This is a genomic window from Sphingomonas sp. CL5.1, from assembly GCF_013344685.1.
Taxonomy (GTDB): Bacteria; Pseudomonadota; Alphaproteobacteria; order Sphingomonadales; family Sphingomonadaceae; genus Sphingomonas.
Genome location: NZ_CP050137.1, coordinates 1,796,927 through 1,815,274 on the forward strand (window position 1 = coordinate 1,796,927; position 18,348 = coordinate 1,815,274).

At 63.3% G+C, this 18,348-nt stretch carries 17 protein-coding genes, 1 tRNA gene and 2 pseudogenes; 16 read left to right on the top strand and 4 right to left on the bottom strand.

Going from position 1 to position 18,348, the window contains the following annotated elements; translation table 11 throughout:
• From F9288_RS08790 to F9288_RS08800, 3 genes are all read right to left on the bottom strand, one after another.
• Positions 1 to 237: a DUF1289 domain-containing protein gene (locus tag F9288_RS08790; protein WP_254621139.1), complete on the bottom strand. Its 237-nt coding sequence runs from the start codon at positions 235 to 237 to the stop codon at positions 1 to 3.
• A complete protein-coding gene (locus F9288_RS08795) occupies positions 234 to 1,574 on the bottom strand; it encodes a DEAD/DEAH box helicase (RefSeq protein WP_174836272.1) in 1,341 nt (446 codons plus the stop codon). The genes F9288_RS08790 and F9288_RS08795 overlap by 4 nt, the downstream gene beginning before the upstream one ends.
• A 100-nt stretch (positions 1,575 to 1,674) precedes the next feature.
• Positions 1,675 to 2,154, bottom strand: a complete 480-nt coding sequence (locus tag F9288_RS08800) for a hypothetical protein (RefSeq protein WP_174836273.1) — start codon at positions 2,152 to 2,154, stop codon at positions 1,675 to 1,677.
• Between the two features lie 67 nt (positions 2,155 to 2,221).
• Between F9288_RS08800 and F9288_RS08805 the strand changes: the two genes are divergently transcribed.
• From F9288_RS08805 to F9288_RS08815, 3 genes are read left to right on the top strand one after another with little or no spacing between them, the layout of a single operon-like run.
• Positions 2,222 to 3,670 (top strand): FAD-binding oxidoreductase, encoded by a 1,449-nt coding sequence (locus F9288_RS08805; RefSeq protein ID WP_174836274.1) that lies wholly within the window; start codon positions 2,222 to 2,224, stop codon positions 3,668 to 3,670.
• Between the two features lie 56 nt (positions 3,671 to 3,726).
• Positions 3,727 to 4,497, top strand: coding sequence for a SapC family protein (locus tag F9288_RS08810; RefSeq protein WP_174838986.1), 771 nt, complete (start codon positions 3,727 to 3,729; stop codon positions 4,495 to 4,497).
• A 17-nt stretch (positions 4,498 to 4,514) separates the two neighbouring features.
• Positions 4,515 to 5,060, top strand: a complete 546-nt coding sequence (locus F9288_RS08815) for a cytochrome b (RefSeq protein WP_254621140.1) — start codon at positions 4,515 to 4,517, stop codon at positions 5,058 to 5,060.
• A 170-nt stretch (positions 5,061 to 5,230) separates the two neighbouring features.
• Here F9288_RS08815 and F9288_RS08820 read toward each other — a convergent pair whose 3' ends face one another.
• Positions 5,231 to 6,064 carry an N-formylglutamate amidohydrolase gene (locus F9288_RS08820; RefSeq protein WP_174836275.1) on the bottom strand — a complete coding sequence of 278 codons (834 nt, stop codon included), beginning with the start codon at positions 6,062 to 6,064 and terminating at the stop codon, positions 5,231 to 5,233.
• A 131-nt stretch (positions 6,065 to 6,195) separates the two neighbouring features.
• On the opposite strand from F9288_RS08820, the gene cpdR reads away from it, so the two are divergent.
• From cpdR to F9288_RS08880, 13 genes and pseudogenes are all read left to right on the top strand, one after another.
• A complete protein-coding gene (gene cpdR, locus F9288_RS08825) occupies positions 6,196 to 6,573 on the top strand; it encodes a cell cycle two-component system response regulator CpdR (RefSeq protein WP_174836276.1) in 378 nt (125 codons plus the stop codon).
• A gap of 56 nt (positions 6,574 to 6,629) precedes the next feature.
• Positions 6,630 to 6,704: transfer RNA gene (locus F9288_RS08830), tRNA-Val, on the top strand.
• 364 nt (positions 6,705 to 7,068) lie between these two features.
• Complete coding sequence (locus F9288_RS08835; RefSeq protein ID WP_254621141.1) at positions 7,069 to 8,121, top strand: site-specific integrase; 1,053 nt, start codon at positions 7,069 to 7,071, stop codon at positions 8,119 to 8,121.
• Positions 8,122 to 8,858: 737 nt separating this feature from the next.
• Positions 8,859 to 9,170, top strand: coding sequence for a membrane dipeptidase (locus tag F9288_RS08840; protein ID WP_174836277.1), 312 nt, complete (start codon positions 8,859 to 8,861; stop codon positions 9,168 to 9,170).
• 412 nt (positions 9,171 to 9,582) lie between these two features.
• On the top strand, positions 9,583 to 10,833 hold the full coding sequence (locus tag F9288_RS08845) for a cytochrome P450 (RefSeq protein WP_174836278.1): 1,251 nt from the start codon (positions 9,583 to 9,585) through the stop codon (positions 10,831 to 10,833).
• A gap of 10 nt (positions 10,834 to 10,843) precedes the next feature.
• Positions 10,844 to 11,065, top strand: a pseudogene (locus F9288_RS22385) (iron-containing alcohol dehydrogenase); the annotation flags it as partial.
• Positions 11,066 to 11,132: 67 nt separating this feature from the next.
• On the top strand, positions 11,133 to 11,966 hold the full coding sequence (locus F9288_RS08855) for an iron-containing alcohol dehydrogenase (RefSeq protein ID WP_174836279.1): 834 nt from the start codon (positions 11,133 to 11,135) through the stop codon (positions 11,964 to 11,966).
• Between the two features lie 124 nt (positions 11,967 to 12,090).
• Positions 12,091 to 13,629, top strand: a complete 1,539-nt coding sequence (locus tag F9288_RS08860) for an aldehyde dehydrogenase (RefSeq protein WP_174836280.1) — start codon at positions 12,091 to 12,093, stop codon at positions 13,627 to 13,629.
• Positions 13,630 to 13,802: 173 nt separating this feature from the next.
• Complete coding sequence (locus F9288_RS22310; RefSeq protein ID WP_302675322.1) at positions 13,803 to 13,928, top strand: hypothetical protein; 126 nt, start codon at positions 13,803 to 13,805, stop codon at positions 13,926 to 13,928.
• Positions 13,929 to 14,534: 606 nt separating this feature from the next.
• Positions 14,535 to 15,498 (top strand): annotated as a pseudogene (locus F9288_RS08865) (IS256 family transposase); the annotation flags it as partial.
• A gap of 347 nt (positions 15,499 to 15,845) precedes the next feature.
• Positions 15,846 to 16,976 (top strand): FMN-dependent L-lactate dehydrogenase LldD, encoded by a 1,131-nt coding sequence (gene lldD / locus F9288_RS08870; RefSeq protein WP_174836281.1) that lies wholly within the window; start codon positions 15,846 to 15,848, stop codon positions 16,974 to 16,976.
• 475 nt (positions 16,977 to 17,451) lie between these two features.
• The gene (locus F9288_RS08875) at positions 17,452 to 17,922 is read left to right on the top strand and encodes a helix-turn-helix transcriptional regulator (protein WP_174836282.1); all 471 of its coding nucleotides are present in this window, start codon (positions 17,452 to 17,454) and stop codon (positions 17,920 to 17,922) included.
• Between the two features lie 45 nt (positions 17,923 to 17,967).
• Positions 17,968 to 18,342 carry a hypothetical protein gene (locus F9288_RS08880; protein ID WP_174836283.1) on the top strand — a complete coding sequence of 125 codons (375 nt, stop codon included), beginning with the start codon at positions 17,968 to 17,970 and terminating at the stop codon, positions 18,340 to 18,342.
• Positions 18,343 to 18,348 lie beyond the last annotated feature (6 nt).

Here is an 18,348-nt window from a genome sequence, read left to right on the forward strand (position 1 = left end):
TTAGGGGCAGGCGCGGCCGGATGCTAGTGGCGTAGCGCCCGGTTCCGGCCGCTGGGATGCCGCTTCCCGCTCCTTCACCCGCGCGAGCACGGCACGCTTCTCCGCGTCGCTCATCGCCGACCAGCCCGCGATCTCGTCGATCGTCCGGTGGCAGCCGTGGCACAGCCCGGTCGCCTCGTTCATCACGCAAACCAGCACGCAGGGCGATTCCGGCGGATCGGCCGGCGGCGCGGTCACCCGTCGATCGAGACGCTCAGGAAGCCGGGGACGGGGCCGTTCCAGCCGTCGTCGGGCGTATCGTCGCGCGGTTCCTCGCGGCGGCGGCGCGGCTCCGGCCGGCGGCTGGCGCGGGCGGGCGCTTCCTGTTCGGCCTGCTGTTCGGCGGGCCGTTCGGCGCGGCCCCGGCGGCGCGGCCGCTCCTCGCGCGCCGGGCGATCCTCTTCCGGCTCGGCGGCCGGCGCCTCGACGCGCGCGATCTTCTGGCCGGTGAGTTTCTCGATATTCTCGATATTCTCGGCGTCGTCGGCGCTGACGAACGTATAGGCGATGCCGGTAGCCCCGGCGCGGCCGGTGCGGCCGATGCGGTGGACGTAATCGTCCGGGTGCCACGGCGCGTCGAAGTTGAAGACGTGGCTGACGCCCTTGATGTCCAGCCCGCGCGCGGCGACGTCGGAGGCGACGAGGATGTTGATGTCGCCCTGCTTGAACCGCTCCAGCTCGGCGATCCGCGCCGGCTGCTCCATGTCGCCGTGGATTTCGCCCGAGGCGAAACCGTGCTTCTTCAGGCTCTTGTTCAGCTCGCGGACGGTCGTCTTTCGGTTGCAGAAGATGATCGCGGTGCGCACCTCCTCGGTTTTCAGCAGGCGGCGCAGCGTGTCGCGCTTGTCGAACGCCGATCCCTTCACCGGCACCAGCCATTGCGCGATGTTGATGTTGGTGGTGGCGGGCCGCGCGACCTCGATCGTCTTCGGATTGCTGAGGAAGCGGTCCGCCAGCTTCTTGATCGGCGGCGGCATCGTTGCGGAGAACAGCAGCGTCTGCCGGCTGGTGGGCAGCTTGGTGCAGATCGTCTCGATATCCGGGATGAAGCCCATGTCGAGCATCCGGTCCGCCTCGTCGATGACGAGCAGGTTGCAGCCGGTGAGCAGGATCTTGCCGCGCTCGAACAGGTCCATGAGGCGGCCGGGCGTGGCGATCAGCACGTCGACGCCCTTTTCCAGCGCCTTCACCTGATCGCCCATCTGCACCCCGCCGATCAGCAGCGCCATCGAGAGCTTGTGGTATTTGCCGTACTTCTCGAAATTCTCGGCGACCTGCGCCGCCAGCTCGCGCGTGGGCTCCAGGATCAGGCTGCGCGGCATCCGCGCGCGGCTGCGGCCGTGGGCGAGGATGTCGATCATCGGCAGCACGAACGAGGCGGTCTTGCCCGTCCCCGTCTGCGCGATGCCGATGATGTCGCGCATCATCAGCACGGAAGGGATGGCGGACGCCTGGATAGGCGTCGGTTCGGTGTAACCCGTGTCGGTTACGGCGCGAAGCAGTTCGTCTGACAGGCCGAGATCGGCAAAGCTCATGGCGGTTCCGAGAAAGAGCGGTGGGCGCACCCCCGTCGCCCTTAGCCGCCGGAACGCGATTGGAGCGGAAAAGTCAAGTTTTTGTGGAGCGGGCGCCGTCTCAGCGCCGTGGAACCAGCATGCGGAACCGCGCGATCTCGCACCGCGCGCCGGAACGCGAGCGCAGCGCGTCGCGCCCGGCGCAGATCATGCCGTCGCCCGTCCGCCGCAGATAGAAGCCGGTGTAGAATTTCAGCGTCGGGCAGGCGTCGTCGAGCTTGGCGCGCAGCCTGCGGCCGTCGACCGTTTCCAGATCGACGTCGCCATCGGCCATCGTGGCCGCGACGATCGTCTCCATCGGCACACATTTCGGCGCTTTCTGCTCGCGCCACGCGGACGGCGGTGACGGCGCGGGGCGATAGAGCGGGCGCGGCGGGTCCGCGCGCGAATCGACGCGCGGGATGCGGATCACCATCCGCTCACGGATGATGACCTGCGCCCATTGCGTGCCGGCCAGATCGTCCATGCCCGTGTCGCGCGCCGACACCAGGATCGGAGCCAAAACGGCGAGCGTCAGCAGGGGCAGGGCGCGTTTCGGCATGGCAAACGGGACAAGCCGTGGGCGAAGGGATTTGAACGCCGCATGAATTGCGTGCGATGAACGGTGCATGACACCCGCCCAGATACGCCTGCTCGATGCGCTTGCCGGCACGCTCCCGCCGCGCGCGATCGTCACCGACCGCGACGCGATCGCGCCGCTGGAGACCGACTGGCGCGGCCGCTGGCACGGCCATGCGCCGCTGCTTTTCCTGCCCGGCTCGACCGCCGAAGTGTCCGCCATCGTTGCCGCGGCGGCCGCGCTTCGCGTGCCGCTGGTGCCGCAGGGCGGGAACACCTCGATGGTCGGCGGCGCGACGCCGCCGGCGGACGGCAGCGCGGCGATCCTCTCGACGCGGCGGATGAACGCGATCCGGCGGCTGGATGCCGATGCGGGGCTGGCGGTGGCGGAGGCCGGGGTGATCCTGTCCGATCTCCATGCCGCCGCGCTCGGCGTCGGGCGGCGCTTCCCGCTGTCGCTGGGGGCGAAGGGATCGGCGACGGTCGGCGGCCTCGTCTCCACCAACGCCGGCGGCACCCAGGTGCTGCGCTTCGGCACGATGCGCGGGCTGGTCGCGGGGATCGAGGCGGTGCTGCCCGACGGGCAGGTCCACGACGGGCTGGCGGCGTTGAAGAAGGACAATCGCGGCTATGACCTCACGCAATTGCTGATCGGCGGGGAGGGGACGCTGGGCGTCGTCACCGCCGCCACGCTGCGGCTGGTGCCGGCGGTCGCGGCGCGCGCGGTGGCGTGGGTCGGGTTGGCCGATCCGGCGGCGGCGCTGGCGTTGCTGCGGCGCTTCCAGGCGGCGAGCGAGGATGTGGAGAGCTTCGAGCTGCTTCCGGCGGAATCGCTCGGCGCGGTGCTGCGCCATATTCCCGGCACCCGCGCGCCGCTGGCGGGCGAGCATCCGTGGCACGCGCTGATCGAGCTGACCGCCGCCGACACCGCGCGCGAGCTGCCCGCCGCCGTGATCGAGCGCGTGCTGGCCGCCGCGCTCGCCGACGGGCTGGTCGCGGACGCCACGATCGCGGCGAGCGAGGCGCAGGCGGAAGCCTTCTGGCGCATCCGCGAATCGATCTCCGAGGCGGAGCGCGCCACCGGCCCCGCCGCGCAGCATGACATCTCGGTCCCGGTCGAGGCGATGCCGCGCTTCATGGTCGAGGCGGCGGCGGCGTGCGAGGCACGGTTTCCGGGCAGCAGCGCCTCCGGCTTCGGCCATCTCGGCGACGGCAACGTCCACTTCCATGTCCGCGCGCCGGCCGGGGTCGATGCGCGACGCTGGTTCGCGGAGGAAGCGCCGGTGGTGACGAGCTTCGTTGACGATCTGGTGGTCGCGGCGGGCGGCTCGATCTCCGCCGAGCACGGCATCGGCCAGATGAAGCTCGGCGAGCTGGAGCGGTTGTCCGCGCCCGCGCGGATGACGGCGCTGCGCGCGATCAAGGCGGCGCTCGATCCGCATGGCATCATGAACCCCGGCAAGCTCGTGGCGCTTGCGCCCGGCGGCGCGGGCGAATAGGGCCGCCCGATCCTGGCCGCAACGGCCGCGAATGTATTTCGAGACTGGAGAGAATGATGGCCAGCGCGCCGCAGCAGCTTCCGCTTTTCTATAACGGCCTGGAGCCGCTTTCGAGCGAGTTGCACGCCAATTACCGCCTCCGGCCCGCCAATGCCGCGCCGTTCCTCCGCAACCAGCATGCGATCCCGGTGACGGTCGAGGAGTTTCCGCTGGTCCAGCGCTTCATGCCGATCGTGTTCAGCGCGGGCGATGATGCGGTGCCGATCGCGCTGATGGCGCTGAACGAGGGCCTCAACGTGTTCGTCGATGCGGACGGCAAGCTGACGGAGGAGAATTTCTACGTCCCGGCCTATGTCCGCCGCTATCCGTTCATGCTCGCCCGACTGCGCCCCGATGCGCAGGAGCTGTCGCTGTGCTTCGATCCGACCGCCGACACGCTCGGCGCGTTCGATGAGGGCGATGCGCTGTTCGACGGCGCGGAGCCAACCGAGCTGACCCGCAACATCCTGTCGTTCAACGAATCGTTCGAGCAGGCCGGCGCCCGCACCGCCGCCTTCATCCAGGAGCTGCGCGAGCTGGAGCTGCTGATGGAGGGCGAGGTCTCGATCCAGCACGAAGGCTATGAGCAGCCGTTCGTCTATCGCGGCTTCCAGATGGTCAACGAGGAGAAGCTGATGGACTTGCGCGGCGACCAGCTTCGCAAGATGTCCAAGTCGGGCATGTTGCCGTTGATCTACGCCCATCTCTTTTCGCTGGCGCTGATGCGCGATATCTTCGCGCGTCAGGTTCGTCTGGGCTACCTGCCGCAGCCGAACCCGATGGTGTAACGGGAGAAGACGACGCGATGACCAGGCCAATGACCGGCGTTCGCTATTCCGCCGTCGCGGTTGCGTTGCACTGGACCATCGCGTTGCTCGTCATCGTCAACCTGATCGTCGGTCTCGGGCATGACGCGGTGCCGGCGCTCCGCGCGTGGATGCCGGCGCACAAGTCGATCGGCATCACCGTGCTGGTGCTGACGCTGGCGCGACTCGGCTGGCGGCTGGGGCATCGCGCCCCGCCGCTCCCGGCGGAGGTGCGGGGATGGGAGCGCGGCGTGGCGCACACCGTCCACGGCCTGTTCTACGTCGTGCTGATCCTGCTGCCGCTCTCCGGCTGGGCGATGGTCTCCTCGCCCGATCGCAAGAAGCCGCTGGACTGGTTCGGGGTGTTCGACATCCCGTTCCTCTCCGTCTCGCGCGAAACCGCGCATTTCGGCGGCGGGGCGCATGGGCTGCTCGGCTGGCTGATGCTCGCGCTGGTCCTGATCCATATCGCCGGCGCGTTGCGCCACCAGTTCCTGCTGCGCGACAATCTCGTCGCGCGGATGCTGCCGGGATCGGCGCGATAAAATCGACGGGCCGTTACTGACCCACTTGAAACCATCCGTATCTGTTCTATGTTATTGAAGTACGGCGGCGTGTCCCCCCTTTCGCGATGTCGTACGGCACGCCTCTGGCGTGTCTCCTCCCTGAACCTTGGCCACCTCGTGCGCTTGCACGAGGTGGTTTTTTTATGTGCTCATTCGGCGGCGAGCGCGGAGGGCAGGGCGAACGCTTCGTCGGCCAGCGCGTCGATCGTCGCGCGGACCAGCGCCACCGTCGCGTCGAAACCCGCGCCGGGCCGGTCCAGCATGGAATCGAGATAAAGCGACCGGTCCAGTTCCAGTTGGACCGCATGGACCTGCGCGGCGGGATTGCCGTGCCGCTCCAGGATATGCCCCCCGGCGTAAGGCGTGTTGCGGATATGGCGCAGACCGGCGGCTGCCGCCTCCACCTCCGCGCGCCGCACGAACCGCGTCGCGCATGACCGGCCGAAGCGATCGCCGGTTACGATCCGCGCCTCGCTTCCGGTGATCGGCGGCATCGAATGCAGGTCGAGCAGCACCGCGCAGCCGAATCGCGCGCGGGTCCGTTCCAGCAAGTCGGCGAGCGCGGCGTGATACGGGCGATGATCGGCCGCGATCCGGGCGACGATCTCCGCGCCGGAAAAGCGCCGCCGCCACAATTCGCCGGTGCGGCCCGTCCGGCGCGGGACGATGCCCAACCCGCCGCGCACCTTGGCGGTTGGCGGCCTGTCGGCGGCGTCGTCGTCCACGGCGGGGTCGCGCTCATGCTCGGCGCGGTTGAGGTCGATCCACGCGCGGCCCAGCCGCTGGACGATCAGCGTCTCGCATCCGCGCGCGGCCAGCGCGATCGTGTCGACATGGCGATCCTCCAGCGAGGCGAGTAGCTCCGCCGGCACCCGCAGGTTGGCGCGCAGCGCCAGTGGGTACTCGCGCCCCGCATGGGGGACGGACAGTACTACGGGGCTCTCCGGAATCGCCGGGCCGAGGATGTCGAACGATCGCGTCATCGGCACGCGAACCTATGGGAGGTTGCAACCCGTCGCAACCGGCCCTCGCGCGGATGGAAAATCTTAATGGGTTGGCGCATAATGCGCGTGCCGCGCGAGGCATGGCCAGAGGCAAGGACCGACAACCCCAAATGATCAGAATTCTGCTGGCCGAAGACGATCAGGTGATGCGCGAATATCTCACGCGGGCGCTGGAGCGTTCGGGCTATGCGGTGACGGCGGTCGATCGCGGCACGGCGGCGCTGCCGCTGATCGAGACGGAGCGATTCGACCTGCTGCTCACCGATATCGTGATGCCCGAGATGGACGGGATCGAGCTGGCGCAGAAGGCGGCGGACATCGCGCCGGACATGCGCGTGATGTTCATCACCGGCTTCGCCGCCGTCACGCTGAAGGCCGGCAAGGCCATGCCGCAGGCGCGCGTCCTGTCGAAGCCTTTCCACCTGCGCGACCTGGTGCTGGAGGTCGATCGCATGTTCGAGGCGGGCAATGTGAGCGGCCTCAACTAAATGTGAAACGGATGCTTGCGCGGGTCAGACCTCCCCGCTAAAGGCGCCACTCCCGTGGGCGTGTAGCTCAGTGGTAGAGCACTGTGTTGACATCGCAGGGGTCGCAAGTTCAATCCTTGCCACGCCCACCATTAAAAGCCCTTGAAAACTTTAGGTTTTCGAGGGCTTTTTCGTAGGTGAATCAGGTCATCGGCTCGGCCAGTTCCGGCCAAATTTGACCTGTTTTGACCCGTTTTTGCCCATTCCGTTGGGCATATTTTGGGCACGGGCTGGGCACGGGACGAACCTTCCACCAACCGCGCCCGTCGATTCGCAGAGCCGCGAGATAACCCCGCAGCGGGATCGGGATCGTCGTTACGCGACTTCCCGGCCCCACCCTCGCGGTGGGCACTCGGCCGCTCCCGGCAATCGGGAATGGTCGGCTCACCGCAACCGGAATGGCGGGGCAGGGCCACCATGGGAGCGATTCGGTCCCGGATGTGCATGCCGCCGCGGTTGGAAGACATCGAAATGCTCAGCATGCGCAAGCGCGGGAAGGCGCAGAATTTCTATATCAGGGGATCCATCACGCTCGGCGATCGCTCGGTCGAAGTCGCCGAGTACAGCTCCGGAACGCCAGACAAGGATGCGGCGGCGCATCTCATGGCCCAGAAGGAGCTTGAGCTACGCGAGCAACTCATGTTCGGGCCGCGGGCAACCGCGTCCCGGGCGACCATGAACGACGCCTTCGACGCCTATCTCAACAAGGCACCGAAACCACACTCGACCGACGTGGTAAGGGTCGAAGTCATGCGCACCCATATCGGCACGAACAATCTCACCGATGCGAGAGCCGCATGGCACGAGTTCAGGGACGATTATCTACTGGGACACGCTCCTGCCGGGCAGGACCGCTATCGCTCGCTGCTTCAGGCGTGCGTCAACGTCTATCACGACAAGCACGAGTTGCCGCCGTTCAAGCTCAAGGCAATTCCGTTCGACAACCAGCGTATCCGGTTCCTCAGTTATGAGGATCGCGACCGTCTGATCGAAAGCTATGTGAAGCACGTCAAGCCGATAGCAACGATGTTCGCGTTCCAGGGGCCGCGCACGCAGGAAGCGTTGCAACTGGTGTGGGGTGCAGGCGGCGCGGATATGGAGCGGGGCACGTTGTTCTTTCCACGCACCAAGACCGGAAATCCGCGGACGGTTGAGATGCACCCTCGGGTTCGCTCGGTGCTCCGCTCGCTTTGGCTGGCTCGTGGCGGTCCTCGATCCGGCCACGTGTTCCTGAATCGGTTCGCGAAGCCCTACACCGATACCCGTGACCTGGAGGTTCAGGGAGGTAACCCGATAACCAGCGCACACAAGACTGCCTGCAAGCGCGCCGGTGTCGACGATTTCACAGTTCACGACTGGCGCCATCACTGGGCGAGCCATTGCGTGATGGCCGGAATCGACCTCGTTACAATCATGCGTCTTGGAGGCTGGAAGTCGCTTCGCATGGTTCAACGGTATGCAGCCGTGGATACACGTCACATGAAGGCGGCGGTCTTGAGGCTGCGCTGAAGAATCTGATCCTATTCGGCATCTGGGAATCGCAAGGACTCGAACCCGTGTTTTCGCTGCGAGAGTATAAGTAAAACGGAATAAATCCGTCTCAGTAAGTCTCATAGTGTCCAATAGAATCAAGAACGTGCAAAAATCCGTCGCAGTGGCTATCAGTCGGCTTCAAGGGCTGTTCTGTAATCATTCTGTACGATATTTCGATGTCTGGCGGTCTCAAAGAAGCCAAGCTCGCAACGCGCAGCACAAGACAACAGCTAAAGCGAGGCGTGTATTGGCGCCAGATCGATGCGGGGGATTCATCTTGGCTACCGCAAGCTCGCCGAGGGCGGCGAGTGGCTGGTGCGCTGGTATATTGGTGACGGCAATTGCCATCGCGCGACGATCGGTGCTGCCGACGACCATGTCTCGGCTGGGACGCTATCGTATGACGAGGCCGGCATCCATGCGATATCTTCCCCGCGATGCGATCGATCTCTCCGCAGACGTGCGCGCCATCGCCGCTGCCGGACCGATGGGGGAACAGGCGGTCCGCGACATGCGTGCTGGCCGCATGGCGGGCAGAAGTTTCGCGGCCGTTGCGGACGTGGAGATAATCGGCACCCGCAACGGCGCCATGGGATGGTTGCGCGAGTTCCGACCCGGCGAGGCGCGGGCGAGCTATGAACGCCAGATCCGCAACCTCCGCAAGCGGATAGGCGAGGCCGGCGCGAGCATCGCGCTGACGCCGGCGGATATCCGTGCGGCTGCATCGCCAGGGGAAGATCGCGGCGCTGCTCACGGTCGAGGGCGGCGATTTCCTCGCGGGCGACGCATCCTATCTGGACACGGCGTTCGCGGACGGGGTGCGCGCGATCACCTTGGTGCATTATCACCCCAACGAACTGGGCGACAACCAGATGGCCCCGCCGAGGAGCAGGTTGACCGCGTTTGGGCGGGAGGTCGTGCGCGGGATGGACCGGCTCGGCATGGTGATGGCGCGAGCCACTCTTCCAGGTCCGCTTGGCAGTTCCCTTCCATCGCCAGCCTCCACCAAAGCTGGCTCCCCATGAATCGCGCAATCAGCCTCAAGGGAATCCCAAAATCACACTTCTGCCAAAGTAGTGCTAGGACCCGCTGATTAAGAGGCCTGGCGTATTTCCTTCATGAATAAAAATCGGCTCAAATATCTATTGGTCAAGCGACAGCTGAGCGCGGATAGTCAAGACATATGAGTGCTGGTTTGAGCTGGATCAGTTCCGATAGTCCGCGGGAAGGCCCCTTTAAAGGAGGGGTTGTCTTCCCCGCCGATTACGAAAGCACGACAAAACGGCCTTATATCCTAGATATCGGCGCGGATTCCGGAGAGCGCGATGGCCGAAATCATCTATTTCGTGCAGATGTGTGGGGGGCGTCGCCGATACGGTGCGTGCTGCGCCTCGTCTCATGACGGCCAAGACCGAATATATTGGTGGAGGGTAAGGCATGACCCAAACAGATGCCGGGCAGGGCAGATATATTGATAGGAGAGAAAGCATGGCCGAAACAGATGTATTGGTGGAATCACGGACCCCGACCTCCGATATGGATATCTGGTCGGACGAAGTGCTCACCAATCCTTATCCGTATTACAGGCAGTTGCGGGATCTCGGTCCCGCAGTATGGCTAACCAAGCATGGTGTGTGGGTCGTGCCGCGCTATAGCAGCATTCGCGAGGCGTTACTCAATTGGGAGGTATTCACCTCAAAAAACGGTACCGCGATGAATGCCGTGATGAACCAGGCTGTTGATGGCATTCTGTTGCTGTCGGGCGAACCAGAGCATCAGCGTCTGCGTAGAACCTTTGTTAAGCCACTGCAGCCCCAAACGCTGAAGAAACTTCAGGATCGCCTCACGGCTTTGGCTGAACAGCGCGTCGAGGAGTTGCTGGGCAAGGGTGAATTCGATGCGGTCGCCGATCTCGCGCAATTTCTTCCCTTGAGCGTTGTCACGGAACTGTTGGGATTGGGCGAAGAGGGCAAGAAACACATGCTTCGGTGGGGGGCTGGCCTGTTCGATGGACAAGGTCCGGACGGTTATCCGCGCACAATTGCCGGTCTTGAGGTCGCCAAGGAGGCGTTCACCTATCTTTCCAATATCAAGCGATCCGAACTCGATCCGGAAGGTTGGGGCGCGGCATTGTTCAACGCAGCCGACGCGGGCGAACTCTCGTATCAGGAAGCCCGATATATGCTGCTGGATTACACGGCACCGGCGCTGGACACGACGATAAACGGATTCAGCAGCACCTTCTACATGCTAGGAAGAAATCCGGACCAGTGGGAGACATTGCGGCAAAACCCGGAGCGGTTGCCCTTCGCGATTGACGAGGCGCTGCGCATGGAGTCGCCGATCCGCTTGTTTACCCGGACATTGACGCGAGATTTCGATCTCGAGGGAGTGGAGATGAAGGAGGGCGATCGCGCCATCATGCTGTCCGCGGCCGCCAATCGCGACGAGCGTCATTATCCTGATCCCGACAGTTATGACATCATGCGAGATTCGCGCGACCATGTCGCCTTCGGCTATGGCATTCATATGTGCGCCGGGCGACATCTCGGAAAGCTTGAGATCACGACGGTTTTTAAAGTCTTGCTGAAGCGGCTAAAAAGTTTTGAGATCATAGAGGAACGTCGCGAGTTGCAGAACAATCTGCGCGGCCTCGCGAAGCTCGTCATCCGCGCCAATCCGCTTTGACGAGGATGATATGACGGCCATACTTGAATTGCCGCGCACTTTGTTCGGACCGGGCACGATCAGCGAATTGGCCCGCGAATTACGCCGAATTGGCATAGCGCGTCCGTTGTTTGTCACCGATCGGGGCGTCATCGCCGCTGGCCTTGCCAAAAAGCTCGTTTCTGCACTCGGCAGCAATATGGAGTTCGTGCTGTTCGACGGCGTGACCGAGAACAATGTCTTTGCGGATGCGGACAATGGCGCTGCCCTTTGCCGGCAGGAACGCTGTGACGGCATCCTCGCATTGGGCGGCGGGGTCGGTGCTCGATACGGCCAAATGCATTGCGGTGGTTGCACGCTGTGGCGGAAGCACGGCCGATTATGCACTCAATCCGGAGAAGCAAATTCCAAGCGCCGTTCCCATCATTGCCATTCCGACCACGGCGGGAACCGGTAGCGAGGCCGACATTTTTGCAGGGGTTCACCCCGATAGCGAGAGTGCGGGCGTTGCTATTGTATCGCACCATATTATTCCGCAGGTCGCGATACTGGATGCGGAGATGACGGTTACGCTGCCCCCTAAAGGGACAGCCGCCACTGGGATAGATGCTCTCTCTCATTGTATTGAAGGCTATTTGTCCAAGGAAGACGTCCCCTTGGCGAAGCTGATTGCGCTTGACGGCGTAAGGCGCGGGATGAAATCGATCAGGCGGGCCGTCTCCCATGGAAGCGACATCGCGGCACGTTCCGAAATGCTCGTGACAGCTTATTCGGGGGGCGTGGCCATGAGCATGGGCACCGGCCCCGCCCATGCCATCGCGCTGACATGCAGTGATCAGGGCTTCCCGCATGGCATATTGAGCGGAATCGGCATTGTGATGACACTGGATCGGGTGCTGTCCCGGCTGCCTGCACAAAAAGCGGCGCTGGGGGAGGCGATGGGTTTGCAGCCATCCGAAGCGCCCGGCCTTGGCTTCGCGCAACTCATGCGCGATCTTGGCCTGCCCGTTACCTTGGCCGAGCTTGGCTATATTGTGGAAGATATTGAGGCCCTTGTCCAAGGTGTGCATGCCCATTTTCTGAACAGCTTTGCTTATTATCCTCCGGATCTTTCGACTTGCAGAGAAATAATCCGATCATCGCTCTCTGAATAATAAAGTATTATTATTTCTACAGGTGATATGGAATGGCCTATTCATCAATTTGATTGTTACTTCTGTACGGAACATAACTTTGCCGTGCCTTCCGCCATGAAGAGACAGGATTAGGAGAAGAGCGATGCAACTGACTCTCGATCTTACGAGAAAAAAGGCGGAAGAACTGGGGAAACCCAAGACGTTCGGTCAATTTGTCGGCGGCCAGTGGATCGAGGGGGATGGTGGCGAAACCATTGCGCTGGAAAATCCCGCGACGCGTCGGATTTTAGGCTATATCCAGTCGGGCAACGCGAAGGACGTCAATAGGGCGGTCGAGGCGGCCGCGTCGGCATTTCCAAAATGGGCCATGTCCGCGCCGGCTCAGCGCCAGAATATCTTGCGCGCGATCGCTCAGCGTATTCGTGAGCGTCATTTCGAATATGCAATGCTGGAATCGCTCAACAACGGCAAACCAATCACAGACGCCTTCACGCACGACATCGTCGGCGCGATGGGGCATTTTGAATTCTTTGCCGGCGCGGCGTTCTTTCCCCATGGCCAGACGGCGGATTTCGCCGATGCGACGATGCTGGTGCATCGCGAGCCGATAGGCGTGGTGGCGCAGATCATTCCCTGGAATGTGCCGTTGCTGATGGCGGCATTTAAGATTGCTTCCGCTCTGGCGGCGGGCTGCACGGTCGTGCTCAAGCCCGCCGAGGTGGCTTGTCTTTCCGTCATGCAGTTTATCGAGGATATCGCCGACATCGTCCCGCCCGGAGTCATCAATGTGGTGACCGGCTATGGGCATGCGGTCGGCGAGGCGCTGGTGTCCCATCCCAAGGTGCGCAAGGTCACCTTCACCGGATCTCGCCCCACAGCCCAGAAGATCATCGGCTACGCGGCGAAGAACGTCATTCCGCAAACGATGGAACTGGGCGGTAAATCAGCGAACATCGTGTGCGAGGACGCCAATATCGAGGCTGCGGCGCAATCGGCGGTGATCACCAATATTTTCAACAAGGGCGAGGTCTGCTCAGCCGGTACGCGCGTGTTCGTGCATGAGAAGGCGGAAGACCAGTTCCTGGAAGCGTTCCAGCGTCAACTGCAGGCGATCAAGCAGGGCGATCCGCTCGATCCCGAGACGCAACTGGGCGCGATGGCGTCGAAGATGCAGTTCGACAAGGTCAGCGGTTATCTCGAACTGGCGAAGGATGAGGGCGCGACCATCTTCCAAGGCGGCAAGGCCGCCTCTATCGACAATCTGGAAAACGGACTGTTCATCGAGCCGACCATCTTCACCGAAGTGCGCAACGATATGCGGATCGCTCAGGAAGAAATATTCGGCCCGGTAACTTCGGTAATCCGCTGGAAGGACGAGGCGGAGATGCTGAAACAGGCCAATGATACCGAATATGGGTTGGCGGGCGGCATCTGGACGAACGATCTGACACGGGCCCACCGGATCGCGCGTGGGCTCGAAACCGGGATGATCTGGGTCAACCGCTATTATAACTTCAAGCCCGGCATGCCGCTCGGTGGCTATAAACAGAGCGGCTTCGGCCGCGAAGGCTGTCTGGAAACGCTCAGCCATTACACCTTAACGAAGGCCGTCGTCATCAATCTGGATGAACCTCAGTCCACTTATGCCGTGAGGGCGCCGGCGCCGAATACAGAAAGCTGATGCTTCGGCCACATATATATCGGAGAGGTTCTTTTCATAAAGTTGCCCCCGGCTCGTCCAATATAGGGGAGTATAATCAGTGACCAACATCGTCATAACTCGGCATCGCGGCGAGGAGAGGCGGGTCATTCCTGCCACCGATGGGCTTAGCGTCAGGTGGTGGCGCGGCCTCATTGCGCAACGATGCGTTGGGCAAGACTTTCGCGCAAATCCTGCTGACGATGAAATTGCCTGTGCCCCCGCATCTGGCCGTGGACTTGGGTATCGGCATATCCGAACCGCTGGCGCCGGTAGGGTGAGGCTTTGTTGCATAACGTGACCGCAGTATGACGGTGGTACTATTGACGAATATCATGCGGCGCGGATCATGGTTAGGGTCAGGATCTGTAATTTGCATCCGCTCGGCGGTTGTCCCTTGAGTGTCTCAAGGATCTGTCCGCACTCGCCGGCCTCATGGCCGATGGTGCTGTATCGGGTCTCACAAGGCCGGACGTTGCATTGACTCGATACGGCTCGGGAGCCCATCTGATAACCTTCGCAGATCGTCCGTCCCTGCGTTCCCTCGCGGGACTCCGCCATCGGGTCGACTTGAGAGCATCACCGCTGGCGAACAGGAACTTACGACGATTGAGACATCGAATTCGGCGTAGGATTTTCTTCGATTTGGTTGCCGTCGATTGCCCGAAGGGGCTTTATCGGCTCGTATAAAGGCTGATCCAATTTTTCTGACTCTATCATATCCTATTGCTAGCGTCCGCGGTCGTGGTGTAATTTCCCGGTGTAGATGACGGTGTTGCCGTGGTGTGGCCGATGCCCCATCCCGGCAACGGCGTCGTGGTGGTTACCGGGCTCATCGGTAAGGTGGAGTTGTCTGACTTCACCCCCAACCGAGGAGTTGATCCTCGATGACCGACGACAGAATACCCCTTGCCGAGCTGATGTCGAAGAGCGGAGACGGCGACTTTCTGCGCACCGTGGCCGAGAGCGTGTTGCAGATCATCATGGAGGCCGACGCCGATGGCCTGATCGGTGCCGGCCGGCACGAACGATCCGGCGAGCGTAGCACCTGGCGCAACGGCTATCGCGACCGCACGCTCGATACCCGGCTCGGGACGCTCAACCTGAAGATCCCGAAGCTGCGGACCGGAGCCTACTTCCCCGGCTTCCTCGAGCCGCGCAAGACCGCCGAGAAGGCGCTGGTCTCGGTGATCCAGGAAGCATGGATCGCCGGCGTCAGCACCCGCCGCGTCGACGAATTGGTCCAGGCGATGGGAATGTCTGGCATCTCCAAGTCGAGCGTGTCGAAGCTGTGCAAGGACATCGACGAACGGGTGAACGCCTTCCTCAAGCGCCCGCTTGTCGGCGAATGGCCCTATCTCTGGCTTGACGCCACCTACCTCAAGGTTCGCGAGGATGGTCGCATCGTCAGCGTCGCCGCCATAATCGCCGTTGCCGTCAACACCGAGGGCAAGCGCGAGATCATCGGCTTGCACCATCGGCCCGAGCGAGGCCGAACCCTTCTGGTCGACTTTCCTGCGCGACCTCGTCCGGCGGGGCCTCAAAGGCGTGAAGCTGGTGATCTCCGACGCCCACGAGGGTCTGAAGGCCGCCATCACACGCGTCGTCGGCGCCACCTGGCAGCGCTGCCGTGTCCACTTCATGCGCAACGCGCTGGCGCACGTGCCGAAGGGCCAGAACACCGTCGTTGCCGCCGCGATCCGGCAGGTCTTCCTCCAGCCCGATCATGCCGCCGCTACCCAGACCTGGCGTCACGTCGCCGACCAGCTCCGCGCCCGATGGCCGAAGCTTGGCGCCTGCATGGACGCTGCCGAGCAAGACGTGCTCGCATACATGACCTTCCCCGAGCAGCAAGCCTGTGGACGCGGATGGGCTGCCCTCGGCGCCGCTGGCCGCCTGGTCGGACACCTCTTCATCCACAATAGCGATGATTCCGGCTTCGTCGCCGAACTTGAGTGACTTCTTCAACGGCCTGCTAGTCCAGCGCCCATCTGCGGATCGCCGGATTGTTCCTGCTGCCAGCGCCAATCCAGGCACGGCCCACTCAGATCGGGTTGAAATGGATCGTGAGCGGCTTGAGCGCGCGCCCGACGCTGGTTTCGCAGGTTTTTTTATGTGTTCCGGTGAATCCCATTATGCCGTCGGCACATTTCGTGTGATCGTTGACGGGTGGCGCAATAGCCTGAGGCCGGTCAGCCGTGATTATCTCGTCCCCATCTGATTTCCGCGAGGCCGCCAAAGCGCGCCTGCCCCGTTTCCTTTTCGATTATGCGGATGGCGGCGCCAATGCGGAAGCGACGCTGAAGCGCAATGTGGCTGATCTGGCGGCGATAGCGTTGCGCCAGCGCGTGCTGCGCGACGTTGCCGATATCGACCTGACGACGACGCTGTTCGGCCGGCGGATGCCGCTGCCGGTCGCGCTCGGCCCGGTGGGGATCGCGGGCATGTATCGGCGACGCGGTGAGGTTCAGGCCGCGCGCGCGGCGAAGGGAGCCGGTCTGCCGTTCACATTGTCCACCGTCGGGTTGTGCTCGCTGACCGAAATTCGTGCTGCGACGGACGGGCCGTTATGGTTCCAGCTCTACGTCATCCGCGATCGCGCCTTCATGCGGGACCTCATCGCGACGGCAAAGGCGCAGCGCGCGGAAGCTTTGGTCTTCACGGTCGACATGCCGGTTCCCGGCGCGCGTTATCGCGACGCGCATTCGGGGATGTCGGGGCCGAACGCGCCGCTGCGCCGGGTGCTACAGGCGATGGGCAGGCCGCGCTGGGCCTGGGATGTGGGGATATGCGGCCGCCCGCATCAGCTCGGCAATCTGACGCCGGTGCTGGGCAGGTCGAGCGGCATGAACGATTACATGGGCTGGCTCGGCGCGAACTTCGATCCGTCGATCGCATGGCGCGATCTGGAATGGATCCGCGCGGCATGGGATGGGCCGCTCATCATCAAGGGTATCCTTGACCCCGATGATGCCCGGGCCGCTGTGGACATCGGCGCGGACGGGATCGTCGTGTCCAACCATGGCGGGCGGCAATTGGATGGCGTGTTGTCGAGCGCCGCGGCACTACCTGCCATCACAAAAGCGGTGAAGGGGAGCATCCCGATCCTCGCCGATTCGGGTGTCCGTTCCGGGCTGGACGTGGTGCGCCTGCTGGCTCTTGGCGCGGATGGCGTGCTGCTCGGCCGGTTATGGTTGTTCGCGCTGGCCGCTGGCGGAGAGAGCGGCGTCGCACGGATGCTCGCTCTCGTCGAAAGAGAAATGCGTGTCGCAATGGCGCTGACTGGCGTTCGCGATATCGCTTCGATCGATGCGTCGATCCTGTCCTGATTGGATCGGACACGCAGTCAGCCTCGCGAGCCGGGAGCATGGATTTACATGACCAGGAACTATCGGACTGGTCGAGAAGGGCGTCCAGTGGGGGTTTTCCCTTGGACTATCTGATACCGGCCGCGTCTACCCGACCCTCCGCCGCGACCTGTGCCACCGAGTTCTAAATGGTCAATCGCAGGAGAACGGCGATGACGTAGTTGCATGCGACTCCGGGCCGGCCTTGTCCTCGCCCAGGATCAAGCGCGCTCCGATGCGTGATCAGGATCGGTCGGGGACAGCGGGGTGAGTGAGTGCCGGATTTATCGGCCCGGAAATGAAGCGCCCGTTACGCTCCCCGGTCGATATTTCGGCACACCACGCTGATGGCACGGCGTCGAAAAGAATGTGATAATCTCCGGCGTCCCGCTGGTCATTTTGTTGCTGTCGGCGAGGGCCGGTTCAGCGTAAACAATAGTCGTGGTGAACGGGGCCCATGAGCATTTCGTCCCTTACAGACCGTGAAAAGGAGTGCCTGCGCCTTCTGGCCCATCCGATGAAGGCGAAGGACATCGCCCGGGAAACACAGCTCTCGGTCTACACCGTGAACGAGCATCTCAAATCGGCGCGCCGGAAGCTTGGCACCACCGACAGCCTGTCGGCGGCGCTGATGCTGCGCGCCCATGAAGACCCCCCAAAAAATTTGGATACGACAGAATCGGGATCGCTGCCTCCGCCAGATCCCGGCCAGTCCCGGTTCGCCGATACGTCGGCGGAAAAGACGGTTCTGGGTCGAATCGCCGCTGTCGTCCCGCTGGGTTCCAGGGGGAGGCCGTGGAACGATCTCAACCTGCGGTGGCGGCTGGTCTGGCCGATCCTCCTTCTGGGCGTGGTGGCGTTCGGCGGCGGGTCGATCCTTGCCGGAGCCTCGGAGCTCTCGCAGCTCGTGATCGCGCTTTCCCGCTGACGTCGGTCAGTCACGCAGTCCGGATGGACCGGGAAAGGAACCAACATGACGTTCGTGGAAAAGCGGCAGGCTCAAATCCAGCGCCATCACCTCGCCGGCGAGGTCAAGGCGCATCTCACCACGTTCGAGCGCGATCTCGGTCGTGCGCTCGCGAGCGGCAGCAAGCTGCTGGGCTTCCTTCCGGAAGCCCGTGAGCAGGCGAGCGTTTCCGAGACCGTAGGGCAGCAGGCGATCGGGCGCCTTGTCGCGTCGATTGCTTTCGTCTCGCAGGCCATGGAACAGGCGGCCGGCGGCCACGTCGAGCTCGATGGTATCAGGCGGGACCTGCGGATTCCGGAAACCGCCGGCGGCGACAAGATCCCGCTCCGCGTCTTCGGTGAGCTCGCGGCGCAGGACGGGGCAACCGCTGCGGTCGGGTAACACCCC